The sequence below is a fragment of the Streptomyces sp. NPDC042336 genome (genome assembly GCF_055581985.1).
In genome coordinates this window covers 232,575-252,084 of sequence record NZ_JBVJEA010000005.1, presented here as the reverse complement: position 1 = coordinate 252,084, position 19,510 = coordinate 232,575, and the positions used below count along the sequence as shown (strand labels likewise).

20 protein-coding genes are annotated in these 19,510 nt (G+C 73.1%); 8 read left to right on the top strand and 12 right to left on the bottom strand.

What is annotated here, in order from left to right:
- Positions 1-122: 122 nt before the first annotated feature.
- On the bottom strand, positions 123-2,894 hold the full coding sequence (locus ACZ6IM_RS14005) for a D-alanyl-D-alanine carboxypeptidase (protein WP_469556673.1): 2,772 nt from the start codon (positions 2,892-2,894) through the stop codon (positions 123-125).
- A 189-nt stretch (positions 2,895-3,083) separates the two neighbouring features.
- On the opposite strand from ACZ6IM_RS14005, the gene ACZ6IM_RS14000 reads away from it, so the two are divergent.
- The 3 genes from ACZ6IM_RS14000 (at position 3,084) to ACZ6IM_RS13990 (ending at position 5,412) form a co-directional block, all read left to right on the top strand.
- Complete coding sequence (locus tag ACZ6IM_RS14000; RefSeq protein ID WP_052839229.1) at positions 3,084-3,842, top strand: GOLPH3/VPS74 family protein; 759 nt, start codon at positions 3,084-3,086, stop codon at positions 3,840-3,842.
- Positions 3,843-4,163: 321 nt separating this feature from the next.
- Complete coding sequence (locus ACZ6IM_RS13995) at positions 4,164-5,030, top strand: helix-turn-helix domain-containing protein (protein WP_469556670.1); 867 nt, start codon at positions 4,164-4,166, stop codon at positions 5,028-5,030.
- Between the two features lie 190 nt (positions 5,031-5,220).
- Positions 5,221-5,412 (top strand): DUF397 domain-containing protein, encoded by a 192-nt coding sequence (locus ACZ6IM_RS13990; protein ID WP_052839230.1) that lies wholly within the window; start codon positions 5,221-5,223, stop codon positions 5,410-5,412.
- A 93-nt stretch (positions 5,413-5,505) separates the two neighbouring features.
- On the opposite strand, the gene ACZ6IM_RS13985 is transcribed toward ACZ6IM_RS13990, so the two are convergent.
- The 3 genes from ACZ6IM_RS13985 to ACZ6IM_RS13975 form a co-directional block, all read right to left on the bottom strand.
- On the bottom strand, positions 5,506-6,390 hold the full coding sequence (locus ACZ6IM_RS13985) for a MerR family transcriptional regulator (protein WP_469556669.1): 885 nt from the start codon (positions 6,388-6,390) through the stop codon (positions 5,506-5,508).
- A gap of 73 nt (positions 6,391-6,463) precedes the next feature.
- Complete coding sequence (locus tag ACZ6IM_RS13980) at positions 6,464-6,985, bottom strand: glutathione peroxidase (RefSeq protein ID WP_052839231.1); 522 nt, start codon at positions 6,983-6,985, stop codon at positions 6,464-6,466.
- Between the two features lie 10 nt (positions 6,986-6,995).
- Positions 6,996-7,988: an ArsR/SmtB family transcription factor gene (locus tag ACZ6IM_RS13975; protein ID WP_052839232.1), complete on the bottom strand. Its 993-nt coding sequence runs from the start codon at positions 7,986-7,988 to the stop codon at positions 6,996-6,998.
- Positions 7,989-8,066: 78 nt separating this feature from the next.
- On the opposite strand from ACZ6IM_RS13975, the gene ACZ6IM_RS13970 reads away from it, so the two are divergent.
- Positions 8,067-9,284, top strand: a complete 1,218-nt coding sequence (locus ACZ6IM_RS13970; protein WP_052839233.1) for an MFS transporter — start codon at positions 8,067-8,069, stop codon at positions 9,282-9,284.
- Positions 9,285-9,399: 115 nt separating this feature from the next.
- Here the strand turns inward: ACZ6IM_RS13970 and ACZ6IM_RS13965 are convergent, their stop codons facing one another.
- Together ACZ6IM_RS13965 and ACZ6IM_RS13960 are read right to left on the bottom strand one after the other, a co-directional pair.
- On the bottom strand, positions 9,400-10,083 hold the full coding sequence (locus ACZ6IM_RS13965; protein WP_052839234.1) for a DUF5701 family protein: 684 nt from the start codon (positions 10,081-10,083) through the stop codon (positions 9,400-9,402).
- A 113-nt stretch (positions 10,084-10,196) separates the two neighbouring features.
- Positions 10,197-11,096 (bottom strand): Vgb family protein, encoded by a 900-nt coding sequence (locus ACZ6IM_RS13960; RefSeq protein WP_052839235.1) that lies wholly within the window; start codon positions 11,094-11,096, stop codon positions 10,197-10,199.
- 68 nt (positions 11,097-11,164) lie between these two features.
- On the opposite strand from ACZ6IM_RS13960, the gene ACZ6IM_RS13955 reads away from it, so the two are divergent.
- The gene (locus ACZ6IM_RS13955) at positions 11,165-11,887 is read left to right on the top strand and encodes a TetR/AcrR family transcriptional regulator (RefSeq protein WP_469556666.1); all 723 of its coding nucleotides are present in this window, start codon (positions 11,165-11,167) and stop codon (positions 11,885-11,887) included.
- Here the strand turns inward: ACZ6IM_RS13955 and ACZ6IM_RS13950 are convergent.
- From ACZ6IM_RS13950 to ACZ6IM_RS13940, 3 genes are all read right to left on the bottom strand, one after another.
- Complete coding sequence (locus tag ACZ6IM_RS13950) at positions 11,859-13,010, bottom strand: RNA polymerase sigma factor (RefSeq protein ID WP_052839236.1); 1,152 nt, start codon at positions 13,008-13,010, stop codon at positions 11,859-11,861. The genes ACZ6IM_RS13955 and ACZ6IM_RS13950 overlap by 29 nt on opposite strands.
- A gap of 8 nt (positions 13,011-13,018) precedes the next feature.
- Complete coding sequence (locus ACZ6IM_RS13945; protein WP_052839237.1) at positions 13,019-13,426, bottom strand: YciI family protein; 408 nt, start codon at positions 13,424-13,426, stop codon at positions 13,019-13,021.
- A gap of 100 nt (positions 13,427-13,526) precedes the next feature.
- Positions 13,527-14,150 (bottom strand): TetR/AcrR family transcriptional regulator, encoded by a 624-nt coding sequence (locus ACZ6IM_RS13940; protein WP_052839238.1) that lies wholly within the window; start codon positions 14,148-14,150, stop codon positions 13,527-13,529.
- 157 nt (positions 14,151-14,307) lie between these two features.
- Here ACZ6IM_RS13940 and ACZ6IM_RS13935 point away from each other — a divergent pair, with 157 nt between their 5' ends.
- Both ACZ6IM_RS13935 and ACZ6IM_RS13930 read left to right on the top strand, forming a co-directional pair.
- Positions 14,308-14,871: a hypothetical protein gene (locus tag ACZ6IM_RS13935; protein ID WP_052839239.1), complete on the top strand. Its 564-nt coding sequence runs from the start codon at positions 14,308-14,310 to the stop codon at positions 14,869-14,871.
- Positions 14,872-14,936: 65 nt separating this feature from the next.
- Positions 14,937-16,523, top strand: coding sequence for a hypothetical protein (locus ACZ6IM_RS13930; RefSeq protein ID WP_052839240.1), 1,587 nt, complete (start codon positions 14,937-14,939; stop codon positions 16,521-16,523).
- A gap of 57 nt (positions 16,524-16,580) precedes the next feature.
- Here the strand turns inward: ACZ6IM_RS13930 and ACZ6IM_RS13925 are convergent, their stop codons facing one another.
- The 3 genes from ACZ6IM_RS13925 to ACZ6IM_RS13915 all read right to left on the bottom strand — a co-directional run bounded on the left by ACZ6IM_RS13925 (position 16,581) and on the right by ACZ6IM_RS13915 (position 18,911).
- Positions 16,581-17,582 (bottom strand): DUF389 domain-containing protein, encoded by a 1,002-nt coding sequence (locus ACZ6IM_RS13925; RefSeq protein ID WP_052839241.1) that lies wholly within the window; start codon positions 17,580-17,582, stop codon positions 16,581-16,583.
- A gap of 152 nt (positions 17,583-17,734) precedes the next feature.
- On the bottom strand, positions 17,735-18,388 hold the full coding sequence (locus ACZ6IM_RS13920) for a DUF305 domain-containing protein (RefSeq protein WP_469556663.1): 654 nt from the start codon (positions 18,386-18,388) through the stop codon (positions 17,735-17,737).
- A gap of 121 nt (positions 18,389-18,509) precedes the next feature.
- Positions 18,510-18,911: a DUF6153 family protein gene (locus ACZ6IM_RS13915; protein ID WP_469556662.1), complete on the bottom strand. Its 402-nt coding sequence runs from the start codon at positions 18,909-18,911 to the stop codon at positions 18,510-18,512.
- Between the two features lie 95 nt (positions 18,912-19,006).
- On the opposite strand from ACZ6IM_RS13915, the gene ACZ6IM_RS13910 reads away from it, so the two are divergent.
- Positions 19,007-19,234: a hypothetical protein gene (locus tag ACZ6IM_RS13910; protein WP_052839244.1), complete on the top strand. Its 228-nt coding sequence runs from the start codon at positions 19,007-19,009 to the stop codon at positions 19,232-19,234.
- The last annotated feature ends 276 nt before the right edge of the window (positions 19,235-19,510 follow it).

Genomic DNA, 19,510 nt, shown 5'->3' with positions numbered 1-19,510 from the left:
GCACCGTTGCCTCCTGCCTTTCGCGGCCCCGGGGCGCCCGCGGGCCGCGAGGACGCGAAGGCCCCCGCGGCCGGGTGGCCGCGGGGGCACGGGGCGTCGCTTCGGCCCGGACGGGCCGCCCGTCAGCCCAGGCGGGTCAGCTTGGCCGAGAGGCCCGGCTCGGCCAGGTCGTCCCGCAGGGCCACCGGCACCTTGACCGCGCCGCTGGTGCCGCCGTCTCCGACGGTGAGGGTGCCGACCTTGGTGCCGGCCGGCGCCGTGTGCGGCACCTCGTCCGCGTCGAAGGTCAGCTTCACGGTCAGTCCGGCCCAGCCGACGGCCTTGACGTCCTGCGTCGCGACGACCGGCGTACGGCCGCCGAGGCCGTCGTCGACGTACCCGACGACGCTGCCCTTCTTCAGGATCGTCGACGACTTCAGGGTGTCCTGCGCGGCCCGGATCAGCTTGTCGCTGGAGTCCAGCGCGGCACCGAGGATGGTGTTGTCCGCGCCGCCCGCCGGCTGGCGCACCACGGCACCGACGATGGTCCGGGTCTCGCCGCCGACCTCCTTCTTCGCCGCGAAGACGAGGTTGCCGAGAGCGGAGGTGGTGGTGCCGGTCTTGATGCCGACGACGTCGTTGTGGCCGACCAGGTGGTTCCAGTTGGAGTGGTTGACACCCTTGTAGTCGTCGTACGACATCATCGCGGCGACCTCGCGGAACGCGGGCTCCTTCATCGCCTCCTTGGCCAGCTTCACCTGGTCCACGGCCGTGCTCACCGTCGTGTTGTTCAGCCCCGACGGGTCGGTGTACGTCGTGTTGGTCATGCCGAGGTCCTTCGCGGCGGCGTTCATCTTCGCCACGAACGCCTTCTCGGACCCCGCGTCCCAGCGGGCCAGCAGCCGCGCCACATTGTTCGCGGACGCGATCAGGATGCTCTCCAGGGCCTCGCGCTGGGAGATCGAGTCGCCCGCGGTGACGTTGACCGTCGACTCCTGTCCGGCCTGCGACTGGTCCTCCGCCGCCTGGTCGATCTTGATCTTCGGGCCGTCGGCGCCGCTCTTGAGCGAGTGGTCGCGCAGGATGACGTACGCGGTCATGACCTTGGCCACGCTCGCGATCGGCACCGGCTTCTGGTCGCCGGACGAGCCGAAGGAGCCGATGCCCTGCACGTCGAGCGCGGCCTGCCCGCTGGACGGCCAGGGGATCTCCGGCTTGCCGCCGTCGAACGTGAAGCTGTCCTGCGCCGTGAGGTCGAGGGTGGGCGCGGGCAGCGGGCGCATCGACTGCACGACGCCGAAGACGATCAGCAGCAGGATGACCAGCGGCGTCCAGATCTTGACCCGGCGCACCGTCGTGCGCAGCGGGGTCTCCGGCGGCGGCGGGGTGTTCGTCAGCTCCGCCAGCAGGTCCAGCGGCGGCTTGGGCGGCAGCGGCTGCTGGGTGGTCCGGTCGGGCCCGACGTGCGACCTGGCGGCGGTGACCCCGGTGCGGGGCGCCTGCGACGCCTTGGGCGCCTCGGCGGGGGGTGTCCGGGCCGGCGGGTTCTCCGGGTTCTCCGGGGCCCGCGGGGGCTTGCGGGTCGCCGGATCGTCCGGATTCCGCAGCGCCACGAACTTGCTGGTCCGCTCGGCGTCGTCGCCCGGCCCGGACTGCCCGGCCTTCCCGGCCTTCCCGGCCTTCTTGGACGCGGCGGCGGCGTCGCCCAGCTTCAGCATGGTCGTCGGCTGATCCACGGCGGGCCGCGGCGCCTTGAACACGGCAGTGGGCTGATCGACCGGCGACTCGCGGTCGCCGTCACGGCTGCCCGGCTCGGGGTCGCCGTCACGGCTGCCCGGCTCGGGGTCGTCGTCGCCGCCCGGCTCGGGGTCGGCGTCCGCACCGGAGCCCGCCTTGGCGTCCGGGTCGGCGTCGGCGCCCGCCTTCGCACCCTGGTCGGCGTCCGCGCGCGTCTGCGCGTCCGAGCCCGGCTCCGGGTCGGTTCCCGAGCCCGGCTCCGGGTCGGTTCCCGAGCCCGGCTCCGGGTCGGAGGCAGCGCCGGCGTCGGCACCGGAGTCCAGCTCCGGGTCGGTGTCCGCGCCCGGCTTCGGGTCCGTGTCGGACACCGGCGCCGAGTCCGAGGCCGCCTCCGGGGCGGCGTCCGCGCCGGAAGCGGTGTCGGTCCCCGCCCCCTCGTCCGAGCCGCGGTCCGTAGCGGCGGGGGAGCCCGCCGCCCCACCCGCGTCCGAGTCCGGGCCCGTGCCGGAGGCCGAGGCCGTGTCCGACGCCGGGCCCGTGCCGGAGCCGGGGGCCGGGGCCACGTCGGGGTCCGGGCCTGCGTCCGTGCCGGAGCCCGCGGCCGATGGTGTGCCTGCGGTGGGGTCGTCCGCGGCGCCCTCGGGCTCGCCGGCGGGCCGCGGGGCCGTCTCGTCCTCGTGGGTGTCCGCGGCCGTGGCGGCCCGCCGGCCGCCGGACTCGCCGCCGTCCCCGGACGGCTTCTCCGCGTCCTCCGGCCGCGCGTTGGCCGCGGCGCGCTCGTCCGCGGTGGCCACCCAGGCCGCGACGGCGTCCCGCAGCCGGCCGTCCTTGCCGGCGGCGGACTCCACGCGGTCGCCCTCGGACTCCCCGGACGCGTCCGACGGCGTATCGGCCGCCTCGGGCGTCCCGGCGTCGTCGTCACCGCCGGAGGCCTCCGCCTCCGTCTCGCGGACCGACAGCACGCGGGTCGCCGTGTCGACGCCACCGCGGGACCCGGCACCGGACCCCGCGGAGCGCTTCGCGTCCTCCCGTGCCACCGCCAGCCGCGGATCACTCCGCTCGCTCGCCTCGGTCCTGGCTTCGGGAACCGGACCCGCGCTCCCCGACGTCGGTTCTTCCGACGACTCGCGCTGCTTCGAACTGTCGGGGGACTCGCCCGCCACCGATGCCTCCTCCATGCGCCGCACGTCCTGTGCGCGCTACCGAACCCGTACCGAAACCATTTACCAGTGTCCTGTGTACGGGTGGAACCCACGCGGAAGACGAGAACGACATACCTACTGGTTCCACTACGAAGCGGTCACGCACCCTCGACAGACCAATGTGAGAGGGGTCACCCTGTCTGTCATCCACGCGGGGAGGCATGGATGGGCAGGAGCCGCAGAACACTTCCGGAGGAGCTTCTGCTGCTGGCGTTGGACCCGACCACGGGCACCACCGCACAGCCGCAGTCGCTCGACCTCGGTCTGGCCGGAGCACAGCTGGTGGAGCTGGCGCTGGCCGGACGGATAGCCCCAGACGGGGATCGTATCGCCGTGGTGGCCCCACGGCCGACAGGAGATCCAACACTCGACTGCGCGTTGGAGTTGCTGCGAAGGCGTGGCGCTCCCGTACGGGCGGTCAACTGGATTGGCGGACCCCGCCTGGGGCTGCGCCAGACCTACCTCTCGCATCTGGAGCGATGCGGCATGGTGCATGCCGTGGAGGGCCAGATGTGCGGGGTGCTGCCGACGACTCGCTACCAGGCGACGGACACGGCGATCAGCAGGGAGATCAAGGCCCGGCTGGACTCGGCGATCCGCACCGGCGTCCCGCCGGACCCGCGGACCGCGGCGCTCGCCGCGCTGGCCCACGCGGTCGGACTCGGCAAGCACCTCTATCCGGGCAACGAAGGACGCTCGTCGCGGTCCCGGCTGCGGGACCTCATCAGGCACGACCCCATGGGCGGTCTGGTGGCGCACGCGGTGATGGACGTCCAGAACGGCGCTGCGGCACAGCCACGCCGCAGTCAGGCCCCGGCCGGCCGCCAGGCCCCGGGACCGGGAGCCAGGCCCGCCCCGGAACCCGCCCGCGGCGTTCCGGCGCAACCGCGCCACGGGTCGATGGCGCGGGCGGTGGCCCACTAGCCACCGCCGCAGGCCGGAAGACCGCACCACCGCACCGCACCACAGCACGACCGCACCGCCGCACCGCCAGTCCCCAAGCCCGGTCACGGGAGCCGCAGGTCCGCGCGGGGCGGCGGAACCGACCGTGTGTCCGGCCCGCCCGGACCGCGGAAAGGTTCCGCCACCCCGCGCGGCCGCATGTGGGGGTGGCGTTCCGAACTGGCGTGTACGCGGCGCATATCGACCGTTTCCCAGCGGTAGAAAGCACCTTGGTGGCAGTCTGCTCAGCAGCAGATACACAAAGTGGCAAGTATGAGTCACCCAGCCGGAGGTGCGCGTCCCGTGGCGTCGAGTGTCAATCCCACCGTAAGGCGGCGTCGGCTGGGCCAGGAGCTGCGCCGGCTCCGTGAGCTGAAGGGCATGACGGCCGAGGAGGTCGCCGAGCGGCTGCTGGTCTCCCAGTCGAAGATCAGCCGCCTGGAGAACGGCAGGCGCAGCATCAGCCAGCGGGACGTCCGCGACCTGTGCGGGGTGTACGAGGTCGAGGACCAGCGCATCGTCGACTCGCTGATGCAGATGGCGAAGGACTCGCGCCAGCAGGGCTGGTGGCACGCCTTCGGGGACATCCCGTACAGCGTCTACATCGGCCTGGAGACCGACGCGGAGTCGCTGCGGACCTACGAACCCCAGATCATCACCGGCCTGTTGCAGACCCGCCCCTACGCCGAGGCCCTCATCCAGGGCGCGTTGCCCGAGACGTCGGTGGCCGACGTGGAGAAACGGGTGCAGGTCCGCATACGGCGGCAGGAGCGCATCTCCGCCGACCACAACCCGCTGCGGCTGTGGGTCGTCCTCGACGAGGCCTGCCTGCACCGGGTGGTGGGCAGCAGGCAGGTGATGCGGGAGCAGCTGGAGCACGTCGCCGAGATGTCGCAGCTGCCGCACATCACCGTGCAGGTGCTGCCCTTCGACGTCGGGGCGCACCCCGGTATCAACGGCCAGTACTCCATCCTGGAGTTCGCCGACACGGCCGACTCCAGCGTGGTGTACATCGAGGGCGTGACCAGCGACCTGTATCTGGAGAAGGCGCCGGACGTGCAGAAGTACACGGTGATGTACGAGCACCTGCGGGCCCAGGCCCTGAACGTGGAGCAGTCGCGGCAGCGCATCGAGGACGTGGCGAAGGAATACGCGCGACTGAGCCGTTGAAGCCCGAGAAACCGGGCGAAGGCGGGATAGTACACCCCTGCCCCGATGCACCGGAAGACTCACCTGGAATATGCCATCCGGTCGAGTGAATGCCTGCTCCGTGCGGGGAGGCCAGCGAGTAGCGTCGATCACGCCAAAGATCAAACGTCATTGGCGTAAACCACACTCGCGACTCGCCATCGGAGCAGACATGGCAATTCTTCAGGGCGCCCAGGAATCGTGGACCAAGTCCTCCTACTCCGGAGGGAACGGCGCGTGCGTCGAGGTCCGGTCACCGGTCGTGGCGGCGCTCGCCGTCCGCGACTCCAAGGTGACCGAGGGCCCGGTCCTCGCGTTCCCCGCCGACGCGTGGACCGCCTTCGTGACGTCGGTCAAGGAGTAACGCCGCCACGCCTCACCCGCCGGTACCACCGACGGAGCCCTCTCGACCAGTTCGCCGACCTTGCCGAGAGGGCGCCCGCCGGCCCGGATCAGCTCAGCTCACCGGGAACGCCACGTCGCACACCGGGTCCTCGGGGCCCGCTGCCTCCCAGTCGGCGAAGTACACCTCGCGGCACGGCCCGGCCACCGTCAGTCCCTGCGCGGCGATCCACTCCTCCACCGCCCCGAAGGCGGCCAGGATCTGCGGGTACGCCACCTGGGCCTTGGTGATCCGGGTGTAGGCCAGCCGGCCGGCCGGCTCCACCCGTACCCGCGTCTGCCACGCCCGTCCCCGCTCCCCGCTCCACGCCCGCGCGGCCGCCTCGTCGGCGACCGGCACGCAGGACTCGGCCGGTCCGTCGCTCTCCATCGACACGTCCGAGTGGTAGACGACGTACGGCGCCGCCGTCACGCCCCCGCAGCCCCGGGCTGCCTCCTCCAGACGCCCCAGCGAGGCCCCGATCCACGCCGGCAGCTCACTCGCCAGCGTGTGCCGGGTCTCACTGAGCACCACGTGCTCGGGCACGTCCACCGTCTCGACCACGAACTTTCCGTACACCTCGGAGTCCCTTCCCGACAGTCGTCCACGGAGGTACTCGACGAGCGTGCGCTGCCCGGCCACCCGGGTCTCCACGTCCGCCCAGTAGGCGTCGAGCAGACCGGCGGCGCGGCCGCCGTCCGCCCCGACCACCTCGGCGATCCGGGCGAGCGGCATGTCCAGCCGGCGCAACAGGGCCACGAGCCGGGCGCGTTCGGCCTGTCCGGCGCGGTAGTAGCGGTAGCCGGTGGCCCCGTCCACGTGGGCGGGCGCCAGCAGGCCCAGCCGGTCGTACAGCCGCAGTGCCTTGGCCGACAGCCGGGCCCGCGCGGCGAACGCGCCGATGGTCAGCAACTCGTCGTCGCACACCTCGTCCACGCCGCCGTCCACGTAGTCGTCCACGCCGTCATCCTCCGTCGCCGGGCGGCTGTTCCGCCCGGTGACGGGGACGATCGGCCTTCCCCCAGGGGCAAGGTCAACCGGCGAGGCGTTCCTCGACGGCCGCCACGACCTCGGCCGCCTCCGGCTCGGTCTGCGGCGAGAAGCGGGCGGCGACCCTGCCGTCCCGGCCGATCAGGAACTTCTCGAAGTTCCAGCGGATGTCCCCGCTGTGGCCCTCGGCGTCCGCGAAGCCGGTCAGCCGGTCGTACAGCGGGTGCCGGCCCTCCCCGTTGACCTCGACCTTCTCGGTCATCGGGAAGGTGACCCCGTACGTCGCCGAGCAGAACTCGGCGATCTCGTCGGCGCTGCCCGGCTCCTGGCCCATGAACTGGTTGCAGGGCACGCCCAGCACGGTGAAACCCTGCTCCGCGTACCGCGCGTGCAGTCGCTCCAGGCCGGAGTACTGCGGGGTCAGCCCGCACTTGGAGGCCACGTTGACCACCAGCACGACCCGGCCGGCGTACTGGGAGAGGTCCGCGGTCCCGCCCTGGAGGGCGCCGATCTCGACGTCGAGGGGGAGGCTGTCGTCGTTCCGCGTGTTCGCTGAGGTCGTCATGCACCGGATGCTAGCCCGGCACCCCCGGCCCCCTCCCGCTGCCCATGCCCGCCTCGACGAGCACCTCCCCGGCCGGTGTCCGCGAGTACAGCACCGAGCGGCCCGCGCGCCGCCGCTCCACCAGGCCCGCGTCGAGCAGCACCCGCAGATGCCGGCCGACCGACCCGAGGCCCTGGCCGGTCACGCCGACCAGCTGGCTGGTGCTCATGGGGGTGCCGAGCAGCGTCAGCACGCCCGCGCGGGCCGGGCCGAGCAGCGCGCCGAGGGCGGCGGGCACGTGCCGGGCACCGTCGTCCGCGAGGGCGCCCGCGCACGGGTAGACCACCGCGTACCGCTCGGGTTCCTCCCAGGCCACCCAGCCGTGCCGCTGCGCGGTGATCGGGACGAGGATCAGCTCCGCCCCGGACAGTTCGCGCGGCGGGTACGGGTTCAGGTTGATCTGGAGCCGGTTGTCGCCCAGCCAGCGGGTGCCCGGCCGCAGGTCGTCCAGCACCGTCGCCCAGCCGCCCCGGCTCACCTGCGCGGTCCGTGCGACGACGTCCGCCTCCAGGACCCGGCGGCGCCGGTCCCAGTCCGGCCGTACCGCCTCGGCCCAGACCTCCTCGAGCAGCGTGGCGGCCCGCTCCGGCAGGTCGTCGCGGTCCAGGGCGGCCGGGAGCGTGCCCCCCAGGGAGACGGCCAGGTCGGCGCGCGCCACGTCGGGCCGGGTCGCCCGGATCCGTGCGACGCCCTCCGCGAAGCCGACGCCCTCGGCCGGGGCGGGGGTGAGGAAGTCGGCGTTCCACTCCCGGCCCAGGCCCGAGGCCACCAGCAGCGCGGTCACCGGGTCGGCCGCCATGCGGCGCAGATGGGCGGGCCGGTGGGTGGCGAGCCAGGCCCGCTCACCGGGGTGCCCGGCCACTCCCGCGTGCAGCAACTTCAGACAGGCGAGGGTCTCGTCGAGTGGCGAGACGACGAAACGGCTGCGCGCGAGGGTGTCGGCGTTGATCTCCCACCAGCCCATACGGTCCCCGTCCTCCGCACCTTTCGCCTCGGCGCGAAACAATAACGGCCGCGCCCGGCTCCGCCCCACACTCCCCGCATGCCGGACACCGCCCGCAGGACCTACGCCGACCTCTTCCGCACGCCCGAGTTCAGCCCCCTCTTCCTCTCCTCCTCCGCCAACATCGCCGCCCAGACGGTGAGCGGCCTCGCGCTCGGCACCCTGGTGTTCCGGGCGACGAACTCGCCGCTGCTGTCCGCGGTCAGCATGTTCGGCCCGGCGCTCGCCCAGGTGCTGGGCGCCACGCTCTTCCTCTCCGGCGCCGACCGGCTGCCGCCGCGCGCGACGCTGGCGGGCCTCTCGCTCTGCTTCGCGGCCGCCACCGCGGCCCTCGCGCTGCCCGGCCTGCCGGTGTGGGCGATGCTCGTCATCGTCCTCGTCGAGGGGCTGATCGCCTCGCTCGGCGGCGGGGTCCGCTGGGGCCTGCTGACCGAGATCCTCGCCAAGGACGGCTACCTGACGGGGCGTTCGCTGTTCAACATGATGAGCGGCGTCATGCAGATCGCCGGATACGCGGCCGGGGGCGTCCTGGTGACCCTGCTGTCGCCGCGCCTGTGCCTGCTGCTCGCGGCCGCCCTGTACGGCACCTCGGCCGCCCTCGCGCTCCGCCTGACCCGCCGCCCGCCCCGGGTCTCCGGCCGCCCCTCCGTCACGGCCACCCGGCGGGCCAACGCCCTGCTCTGGTCCGCCCGTCCGCGCCGCCACGTGTACCTGGCCCTGTGGATCCCCAACGGCCTCGTCGTCGGCTGCGAATCGCTGTTCGTCTCCTACGACCCGCGCGCCGCGGGCACGTTGTTCGCCTGCGGCGCGCTGGGCATGCTCACCGGGGATGTCACGATCGGCCGGCTGGTGCCCGCCCGGCTGCGCCCGCGCCTCGGCGTCCCGCTCCTGGTGCTGCTGGCGGCCCCGTACCTGGTCCTCTTCCTGCGCCCGCCGCTGCCGTTGACGGCCGTACTGGTCGGCCTGGCGTCGGTGGGCTTCGGCGCGAGCCTGGTGCAGCAGGAGCGCCTGGTCGCCCTCACGCCCGAGGAACTCTCCGGGCACGCCCTCGGTCTGCACTCCGCGGGGATGCTCACCCTTCAGGGCCTCGCCGCGACCCTGGCCGGCACGGTGGCCCAGTTCACCTCACCGGCGACGGCCATGTCGGTGATGGCGCTCACCTCGCTCGCGGTGACGCTGACACTGACGGTGGCGAGCCGCCGGGACGCGCCCGACGGGGGGCTGCTGCCCAGGCGGGCGGCCATACGGTCCGCGTGAGGCGCCGGTCCGCGAGAGGTACCGGTCCGTGCGACGTGCCGGTCCGGTGGCGCGACTCGGCTTCGACCGGGCCGAGGACCGCTCGGGAACTCTGAGCGGTCAGGCGTGACGGTGCTCAGGCGTGGCGCGCACCGGCCGACGCCATGCCGAGCCAGGTGTGCGGGTTGCCCTCCCAGCACCAGCCGAGCTTCGGGGCGCGCTTGCTGATCCAGAGCGCCGGGACCCGTCGGTCGCCGCACCGTGAACCGCCCAGCGAGAAGCACTTGTTCTTGACCAGGACCTCCGGGACCTGGGTCAGCACGGCGACGCCCTCCTCGATGGTGAGCGGCGTGCGGCCCCGCCCGGCGACGGTGGCCATCGCGTCGGCCGGCACGACCCCGCAGAACTCCTCCCCGCGCTCGACGTCGAACAGCAGGTGGACGCCGTCCGGTCCGGGCGGCAGGGCCGGCCCGGTGGCGACGAACCGTTCCAGGGAGCCCGGTTCGAAGGTGCGGTCGACGAACCCGGGCAGCCGGCCGCCGTGCAGGGTGGTCAGCGGCACGGTCCGTTCGACCGGGGCGAGTTCGCGTCCGACGACCAGGACGAAGGGGATCCGGCCGGTGACGGCGGGCTCCTGTCCCGCGTACGCCGCGGAGTCCGTGCGGGCCACGGCCTCGGCGCGCAGCGGCGCCACCAGTTCGGCGAACCGGTCCGGGGTGCGGCCGGACAGCGCCGGGTAGCCGAGCGAGACGAGGGTGCGGACCTGCCGGTCGAACTCGGCGGCGGCGTCGAAGACGGGGGAGTGCGTCGGGTCGGTCAAGCGGATGCTTCCTTCCGTGGGGACACGCGGATGCTGCGCGAGGGGGTGCCGCACACCGGGTCGGGGACGGCACCCGGAGCGGGCGCGGGGTGTGGGATCGGGGGCGGCGCCGGTCAGGACGGGACCTCGATCCTGGCCAGGGAGCCGGTCTCCAGGGCGCACCACAGGGCGCCGCCGTGTGCGGCGATGCCGTGCGGCTCGCTGTCGGCGCGGGAGAGGGCGTACGAGGTGACGCCGCCGTCGGTGGTGATCCGGCCGATCCGGCCACTGCCCCACTCGGTGAACCAGAGCGCCCCGTCGGGCCCCGGCGTGACCGCGTGCGGCCCGGCCGCGGGGTCGGACAGCGGGTACTCGGTGATGTCGCCGGCCACGGTGATCCGGCCGATCCGCCCGGCCCCGATCTCGGTGAACCACAGGGCGCCGTCGGGCCCCGCGGCGATGCCCACCGGTGCGGCGCCCTCCGTCGGCAGCGGGAACGCGGTGCCGTGGCCGTCGGTGGTCAGCCGCCCGACGGCGTTGCCCTGGTTGAGGGTGAACCACAGGGCGCCGTCCGGCCCGGTCGTGAGGGCGGACGGGAAGGCGCCGGGCGCCGCGTACTCGGTGACGTCGCCCTCCACCGTGACGCGGCCGACGCGGTCGGCCGCGGAGAGCGTGAACCACATGGCCCCGTCCGGCCCGGCGGTGATCCCGAACGGTCCGCCCTCGGGGGTGAGGGGCGCGAAGGAGGAGTAGTCGCCGTCCGGGGTGATCCGGCCGATGCGGTGCGTCCGGTACTCGGTGAACCACAGGGCTCCGTCGGGCCCGCACGCGATCACGGTCGGCCCCTCGCCGACCGGATGGACGGTGACCCGCCCGCCGTCCGGGTCCCTGCGGCCGACGGCGCCCCGGTGGACGAGGGTGAACCACAGGGCGCCGTCCGGTCCCTCGGTGAGCGCGTAGGGGCCGGCGTCCGCGTCGCCGACCGTGAACTCGCGTACGGAGTCGGTGTCGTGCCTCTCGTTGAATTCGTTCATCGGGAGAAAAGTATGCTGAGGCTATTTTGGCTGTCAACATAAAAATACTACCGAGGTAAGATTCGCCCATGGACCCGAACGACGCCCCGGCGCTGGGCCTGCGCGAGGCCAAGAAGCGCGAGACGCGGCAGCTGATCTCCGACCACGCCACCAGGCTCTTCATGGAGCGCGGCTTCGAGCACACGACGATCGCCGAGATCGCCGACGCCGCCCGCGTCGCCAAGAAGACGGTGACGAACTACTTCCCGCGCAAGGAGGACCTGGCCCTGGACCACCAGGACGAGTTCGTCGCCGCCCTGGCCACCACCGTGACGGCACGCGGAGCCGACGAGACCCCCCTGGCGGCGCTGCGCCGCGCCTTCCTGGCGGCCGTGGCGGCCCAGGACCCGGTCGCGGGCTTCGCCGGCCCGGCCTTCATCCGCATGATCGCGGACAGTCCCACCCTCGCCTCGTGTCTGCGCGGCCTGCACGACCGTCGGGAGGAGGCGCTGGCCGCGGCCCTGGCCGACACGACGGGCGCCCCGCCCGACGACATCACCCCCCGCACGGCCGCGACCCTGCTGGGCGGCGTCCACCGCGTCCTGTTCACCCGCATCCAGGAACTGACCCTGGCGGGGCGCACCAACCCGGAGATCGCCGAGGTGCTGGCACGGGAGGCACCCCGGGCCTTCGACCTGCTGACCCCGGCCCTCGCGGAGTACGGCCGCCGCGCCCAGGGCACGCCGTGGGGGCCGGGCTGCCGCCGGCCCTCCCCGGGGCTGGTCAGCGGCCCTGCCGGTGACGGGAGTTGAGGCGGGCGGCCTGGCGTGTCAGGTGGTCGCGTTCGGCGATGTCGGACGCCTTGCGGGCCGCCTCGGCGTACAGCCGCGCCGCCGTGTCCAGGTCGCCGTCACGCTCGCGCAGGTACGCCGCAACCGCCGTGTACCGGGGCAGCGCGTCGTCCAGCGCGGCGAGCGCCGCCAGCCCGGCGCGCGGTCCGTCGGCCTCCCCGACGGCGACCGCGCGGTTGAGCCGGACGACGGGGTTGTCGGTCAGGCCCGCGAGCTCGTCGTACCACTCCACGATCTGCACCCAGTCGGTCTCCCCGGCGGTGGGCGCGTCGGCGTGCAGGGCGGCGATGGCGGCCTGGGCCTGGAACTCGCCCAGCCGGTCCCGGGCGAGCGCCGCCTGCAGAATCCGTACCCCCTCGGCGATGGACGCGGTGTCCCACCGGCCGCGGTCCTGCTCGGCGAGCGGCACCAGACTGCCGTCGGACGCGGTCCGGGCGGCTCGCCGCGCATGGTGGAGCAGCATCAGCGCCAGCAGCCCCGACACCTCCGGATGGTCGACCGAGGCCGCCAGCTGCCGGGTGAGCCGGATGGCCTCGGCGGCGAGGTCGACGTCACCGGAGTAGCCCTCGTTGAAGACGAGATAGAGGACGCGCAGCACGGTGCCGACGTCGCCGGGCCGGTCGAACCGGACGCCGGAGACGGTGCGCTTGGCCCGGCTGATGCGCTGCGCCATGGTCGCCTCGGGCACCAGGTAGGCACGGGCGATCTGCCGGGTGGTCAGCCCGCCGACCGCGCGCAGGGTGAGCGCGACGGCGGAGGACGGCGTCAGCGAGGGGTGCGCGCACAGGAAGTACAGCTGGAGCGTGTCGTCCACGTCCGGGGCGGGCCCGGGCGCCGGCTCCTCCTCGACGCGGTCCTCGCGCCGCCGGCGGGCGGTCTCGGCGCGGGTCGCGTCGAGGAACCGCCGCCAGGCCACGGTGACCAGCCACCCCTTCGGGTCCCGGGGCGGGTCGGCCGGCCAGGCGCGGACCGCCTCGACCAGCGCGTCCTGGACCGCGTCCTCGGCCGCCGCGAAGTCGGCTCCGCGGCGGACGAGGGCGGTCAGCACGCCGGGCGTGAGGCTCCTGATCAGGGCCTCGTCCATCGGCGGGATCACTCCGTGACGGTCGGGTGCGCGCCCATGAACGGACGCAGCTCCAGCCACTCGTGGATCGGCTTCCCGCCCGCCCCCGGGGCGGCGGACAGCTCCCCGGCCAGCTCGACGGCGCGCTCGTAGCCGTCGACGTCGATCACCATCCAGCCGGCGATGAGGTCCTTGGTCTCGGCGAACGGCCCGTCGGTGACCGGCGGCTTCCCCTCACCGTCGTACCGCACCCAGGTGCCCTCGGGGGCGAGTGCCTGTCCGTCGACGAACTCGCCGGTCTTCTCGAGCCGGGCGGCGAAGTCGTTCATGTACTGGATGTGCGCCGAGATCTCGTCCGGCGTCCACTGGTCCATGGGCACGTTGTTGGCCGGGTCCGGGGCGCCACGGTAGTGCTTGAGCAGCAGGTACTTGGCCATGATGCGTCTCCTAGGTGCTGGTGCGGCCATTGTGGCCTCGTTCACCCCTGGGACGGAGCCGGAACCTCGTTCTCGACACGGCCGGACGGCCGGGCGGCAATTATTTCCGGGACTTCTTGTCGACCTCGTCCGCCGCCGCCGTCCTCTGCTCCAGGACCCCTTCCACGCCGTGCAGGAAGGTCTCGGACACCAGCTCCGGATCGAAGAGGCACCCGGCGGCCATCGCGCCGTCCCGGAGCATGACGAGGTGCCGCCCGGCGGCATCGGCGGGCACGTCGCCGTCGCCGACCCGTGCCAGCAGCTCCGTGACGGTGTCCAGGAACCACTGCCGGTGGGCCAGCACCGCGCGGTGCACCGGGTGGGCGGGGTCGGGGTACTCGGCCACGGCGTTGAGGAAGGCACAGCCGCGGAAGCCGGGCGACCGGATCCCCTCGACGATGGACCGGGCGACGGCCCGGACCTGGCCGACGGCCGAGGGCGTACTGCCCATGGCCGCGGCCACCTGCTCCCGGATCCCCTGGTCGGCCTGGTCGAGGTAGGCGAGGACGAGGTCTTCCTTGCCGGAGAAGTGCCGGTACAGCGTGGCCCGGGTGACCTGCGCCTCGGCGGTGATCCGGTCGACGCCGACGGAGTGGATCCCCTCGGCGTAGAAGATCTTCGTGGCGGTACCGAGCAGCCGGGCTCGCGCGGCGGAGGTGTTGCGGGCTTCTGTGCTCGGACTCATGGGGCCAGCGTATCAAGGCGCTGAGGGAGAACGTTCGGTCTTGACAGCGATGGCGGGAGGCCGTTGACTGCACGACGAGACCGAACGTTCTCCCTCTCTCACTCTCGCTGCATCCGCACCGCATTGGTCACCGCACGCCTCACCGAAAGGCACTCCCGTGGACACCCTCGTCGTCGCATCGCCCGCCGGCCTCCCCGCCACCCTCCGGAAGCTGTACTTCCTCCGCTTCGCGTTCGCCGCCGTATGGGCCGCCCTGCTCTTCGCCACCGCCGACACGCTGGGCCCGCTGAGCACGACACTCCTGCTGGTCTACCCGCTGTTCGACGTGGCGGCCGCGGTCGTCGACGTCCGGTCGGCGAGGGCGGACGGCGCACCGGTCGCACCCCTGTACGCGAACATCGCGATCAGCTCCCTGACGGTCCTCGCCCTCGCCCTCGCCGCGACCTCGGGCATCCCCGCCGTCCTGCGCGTCTGGGGCGCGTGGGCCGTCACCGCGGGAATCGTCCAGCTCGTCGCGGGCGCCGTCCGCCGCCGACTGGGCGGGCAGTGGGCGATGATCGTCAGCGGCGCCATCTCGACGCTCGCCGGCATCTCGTTCGCCACGCAGGCCGGCGCCGACGACCCGTCGCTGGGCAGCCTCGCGGGCTACGCCTTCCTCGGCGGCGTCTTCTTCCTGGCCTCCGCCCTCCGCCTCACCCGCGGGGCACGCCGCCCGGCCTGAGAGGCGGACGGAGCGGACGGAACCGGGGTTGTCCGGCGCACGGTCGGCCAGGAAGATCGTCGTTCGTGCGCATCGACGAACTCAACGCCCATGAACGCCGGTTGTGGGACGCCTTCTCGCAAGGCCGCCGCCTCGACGTGTCCGACGACCCGGCCGCGCCGGACCCGGTGATCCGATCGGACGTCGTCGCGGCACTGCTGCTGGGCGCCCACGCCGAGCCCGCCCCCGGCGACCGCCCCGCGCTGCGTCTGACCGGTGCGCACATCACGGGCCGCCTGGACCTCGGGTTCACCGACGTCGCGGCACCGATCCACCTGACCGACTGCCGCTTCGACGAAGCACCGCTGCTGCAGGGCGCCCGGACCCGGCAGTTGGTCCTCACGGACTGCACGCTGCCCGGCCTGGTGGCCGACACGGCGCAGATCGACGGGCGCCTGGTCGTCACCCACTGCCGCCTGACCGGCCCCCTGGTCCTCAACCGCGCGCAGATCAACGGGGACCTGGACCTGCGCGAGACGGCGATCGGCTTCCCCGCGGGCGAGGCCGTATCGGCCAACCACGCCCATGTGGGCGGCGACGCGCTTTGCGCGAACCTGGCCGTCGAGGGGACGTTCCGCCTCTCCGGCGCGTCCATAGACGGCGAGTTCGACCTGGAGGGCGCCTCGCTCCGCGCCCCCGGCCGTCACGCCCTGGACGCCTACCACGTCCGTGTCGCCGAGGACTTCACCTTCCACCCCGGCTTCAGCGCCGAGGGCCGGATCATCCTCTCCGGGGCCACCGTCGCGGCGGCCATCGGCTTCTGCGGGGCCCGGCTGAGCAACCCGGGCGACACCGCCCTGGAGGCGGTGGACGTCACCGTCGACCGCAACTTCGACCTGGGCCTCGGCCTCACGGTCGACGGCGCGGTGAAACTCGACGGCACACGCGTGGGTACGGAACTGAGCTTCCGCGACGCCGAACTGACCCACGGGGACGGCACCGCCCTGTCCCTGCGGGCGGTCCAGGCCCGGGAGACGGACCTGCGCACCCGCCGGCCGGTCGACGGAGCGGTGGACGCCCGCAACGCCCGACTCGGCACGCTGTACGACGACCGGGACACCTGGCCCACCGACCTCCGCCTGGCCGACGCGACGTACGAGACCCTCGCGTTCCCGCTCCCCGCCGCGGAACGGGTCCGCTGGATCCGCCGCACGACCGGCGACTACCTCCCCCAGCCGTACGAGCAACTGGCGGCGACCTACCGGCGTCTCGGCCACGAGGACGAAGCCCGCACGGTCCTGCTGGCCAAACAGCGCCACCGCCGTGCCACCCTCCCCGCGCACACCCGCCTGTGGGGCCACGCCCAGGACCTGTCCGTCGGCTACGGCTACCGCCCCCTCCGCGCAGGCCTGTGGCTCCTGGCCCTGCTCGCCTGCGGGTCCCTCTACTTCGCCCTGCACACCCCGGCCCCCCTCGACCCCGGCAAGGCACCGCCCTTCAACGCCGTCTTCTACACCCTCGACCTCCTCGTCCCGATCATCACCTTCGGCCAGGAGCCGGCCTTCGCCCCACACGGCCCCGGCCAGTGGCTGTCCTACACCCTGATAGCGGCGGGCTGGATCCTGGCCACGACGGTCACCGCGGGCATCTCCCGCGCGGTGACCCGGCAGTGACCGGCGGCCTGCGCGCTGCCGGGGCCGGCCGGCCCGCCGTGAGTCTGCCGGCGAGTGTCACCCACCGACCCGTCCGGCCGTGATCTGTTGGCCGCGCGTGGTGTCGACGACGATGGGGATGCCGTCGGGGATCTCGCCCTCCAGGTCGTTCAGCAGGCTCTTGATCGGCGGCAGTTCATCGGGTCCGCGCACGTGGATGTACAGGGTCCTGGACTGCGTGTCGACGCTGGTGACCGTCGCGCCGGGGCTGTGGGTGAGCCACCGCTCGGCGGCGCTCTTGGCCCTGAGGGTCCAGGTGTTGAGCAGCACGGTGGCGACCGTGTTGGCGGCCAGGGGGAGCAGTACGGCCGTGAAGAGCAGCCCGAGCATGACGTAGGCGCGCCGTGGCCCGCGGTGGGCGCGCCGGCCGGCGGTCCCGGCGTAGGCGAGGACGGTGAAGACGACCATGCCGGCGAAGACGAGGGCGAAGAGGTTGGAAAGGAACAGCACCAGGGCGCCCAGCGCCGGCCACCAGGCTGCCTGGCCGGCGCAGACGCCGGTGACGACGAGGGGCGGCACGAGCGAGATCGCGATGGCCACCCCCGGCAGTACGGCGGCGACGTCCCTGCGGGCCAGTGCCACGGCCCCGGCGAAGCCCGTGGCCAGGGCGGAGACCAGGTCGAGCAGTCCCGGGGAGGTCCGGCCGGAGATCTGGCCGTTGGTCAGCAGGTCGTAGGACTGCGGCACCACCAGTGAGGCCACCGCCCCGACCAGCATCACCAGCAGGCACCCGAGGCCCACGAAGGCGGCGGCGGTGGCGCGGCGGCGCTGTACGGCACCGAGGGCGATACCCATGATCGGGGTGGAGAGCGGAGCGATGATCATCGCCCCGATGACGGTGGCGGTGGAGTCGGTCAGGATCCCGCACGCCGCGATGACCGCGGACAGCGTGAGCATGGTCCAGAAGGCCGACTGCTTCGACCGGCTGTCCCCGTACGAGAGATCGAGGTCCTGCTGGAGCTCGTCCAGAGATCGGCGTTGCCGGTCCGGCAGGACCATGGCACGGAGTTGCCCGGGCATGCCCTCAGTATCGTGACCAGGCCTGTCTCCGGCCCGCAGGAACACGACTCCGCGGGACGGCGGAGTGATACCCGGGTCTCGCGGTGAGCCGCGGGCACGGGCCGGTGCGGGGCGGACGCGCTCGGTGTCCGCCCCGCACCGGCCTGGTGCGGTCAGCCCTTGCCGAGCAGTTCGTTCATCTGCTCGATCTCCGCGCGCTGCGAGTCGATGATCTCTCCGGCCATCTTCTTGGCCGGTCCGTAGGCGCCGTCGGCCTGCTCGGTCCTCGCCATCTCGACCGCGCCTTCGTGATGCTTGATCATCATCTGCGTGAAGGCGGTGTCGAACGCCTTGCCCGAGGAGTTCTCCAGCTCGGTCATCTCCTCGCCCGTCATCATGCCGCCCATGTCGTGCGTGGAGTGGTCCATGGCACCCTCGGCGGGCACGTCCTCGCCCCAGGAGGCCAGCCAGCCGGAGAGCGTCCTGATCTCCGGGTCCTGGGCCTTCTTGATGCCGGCGGCGAGCTTCTTCACCTCGGCCGACCCCGCACGGTCGGGCGCGAGGTCGGCCATCTCGACGGCCTGGCGGTGGTGGGGGATCATCCCCGTCGCGAAGGCGACGTCGGCAGCGTTGTGCTGCCCCTGCGATGCCGATGCCGATGCCGACGCGGACGCCGGGGCGGACGAGGAGGCGGTGGCGGCGTGGCCGCCGTGTCCGGCCGAGCCGTCGTCGTCGCCGTTGCCACCGCAGGCGGCCAGGACGAGTGCTGCCGCACCTGCGGCAGTCACGGCGGCGGTACGGCGGACGAGGGAACGCTTGCGGATCATGGTGGTGCAACTCCTTGACGCGAGCCGTTTCGCGGCACGCGGTGGAAACGGATGTGGAGTGTGCGAAGGCACGGCACCCGGCACCGGCAGACACCGGGCACACGGGCGCCTGCGGGTCGCTCTATATCCGCAGGAGTTGCAGTTCGGAGAGGTCGGGCGGAGCGCGGCCGTCGTGCGGCGACCGCGGGGACACCGCACCGGGCGCCACGGCCGCAGGCACGCTCAGCAGGGCGCCGGTCAGCGCGGGCGGCGTGTACGCCGAACCGACGCCGGCGGCCGCACACGTCCCATCGGCATGATCGAGGTGACCCGCTCCGCCATCCGTGTGCGTACACCCCCCGTCCGCGTGCGGAACCCCGTCCGCCGCGGCCATCACCATCTCGTGCCCAGCACCCGCCCGCACCGCCGACGTCCCACCGGGAGCAAGACCGTGCATCCCCAGTACCCCGGCCAGCACCGCAAGCACCAGCACCACGAACAGCCGCCCGCCTGGGCGGCTGCTCGATCGGATGCTCCTGGTCACGGGCCCATCGTAAGGGCCCTCTGCGAAAGCGCAGGTGCGACGCCGCGCCCGGCACCGAGGGCATCGCGTCGCGTTGCCTCAACTACCCTGCGGGCGTGGACTGGTTCATCGCCCTGGCCATCGCTGTCCCCTTCGTCGCTCTGGGCACAGCCATCGTCCGGGACTACCGAGGGTTCCGGAGCAGCCTCTATCAGTCCGGCATCGGGCCACCGTCCCAGGCAGCCGAGCGACGCTACGGGGGCGTCACACGGCTGGTTGGCTGGACCTTCATCGTGCTTCCGCTGTATCCGCTCGTGGTCGAGACGATCCGCCTGTTCCTGTAAGCGTCTCCGCCATCGCCCCCACCCACCACTACGGTCCCGCAGTCGGCCACGGCTCACGACAAAGGACCGGTCCGAGGGGATCAAGCCACTGAACTGGTCCCGAGTGGGACGGTCCTGCGGTGGTGGTGAGGCAGCCGACCCTTGTCGCACCCCGGGTCGCGGCCTTTACCGTGCGGACGACCTCACCACTCGGCACGGTACGCCTTCTGATCCGTAGCTCAATGTGGATCGGCCCGACCGGTCGTATGGGGACATGCATCGGCTCGGTGCGGCTGC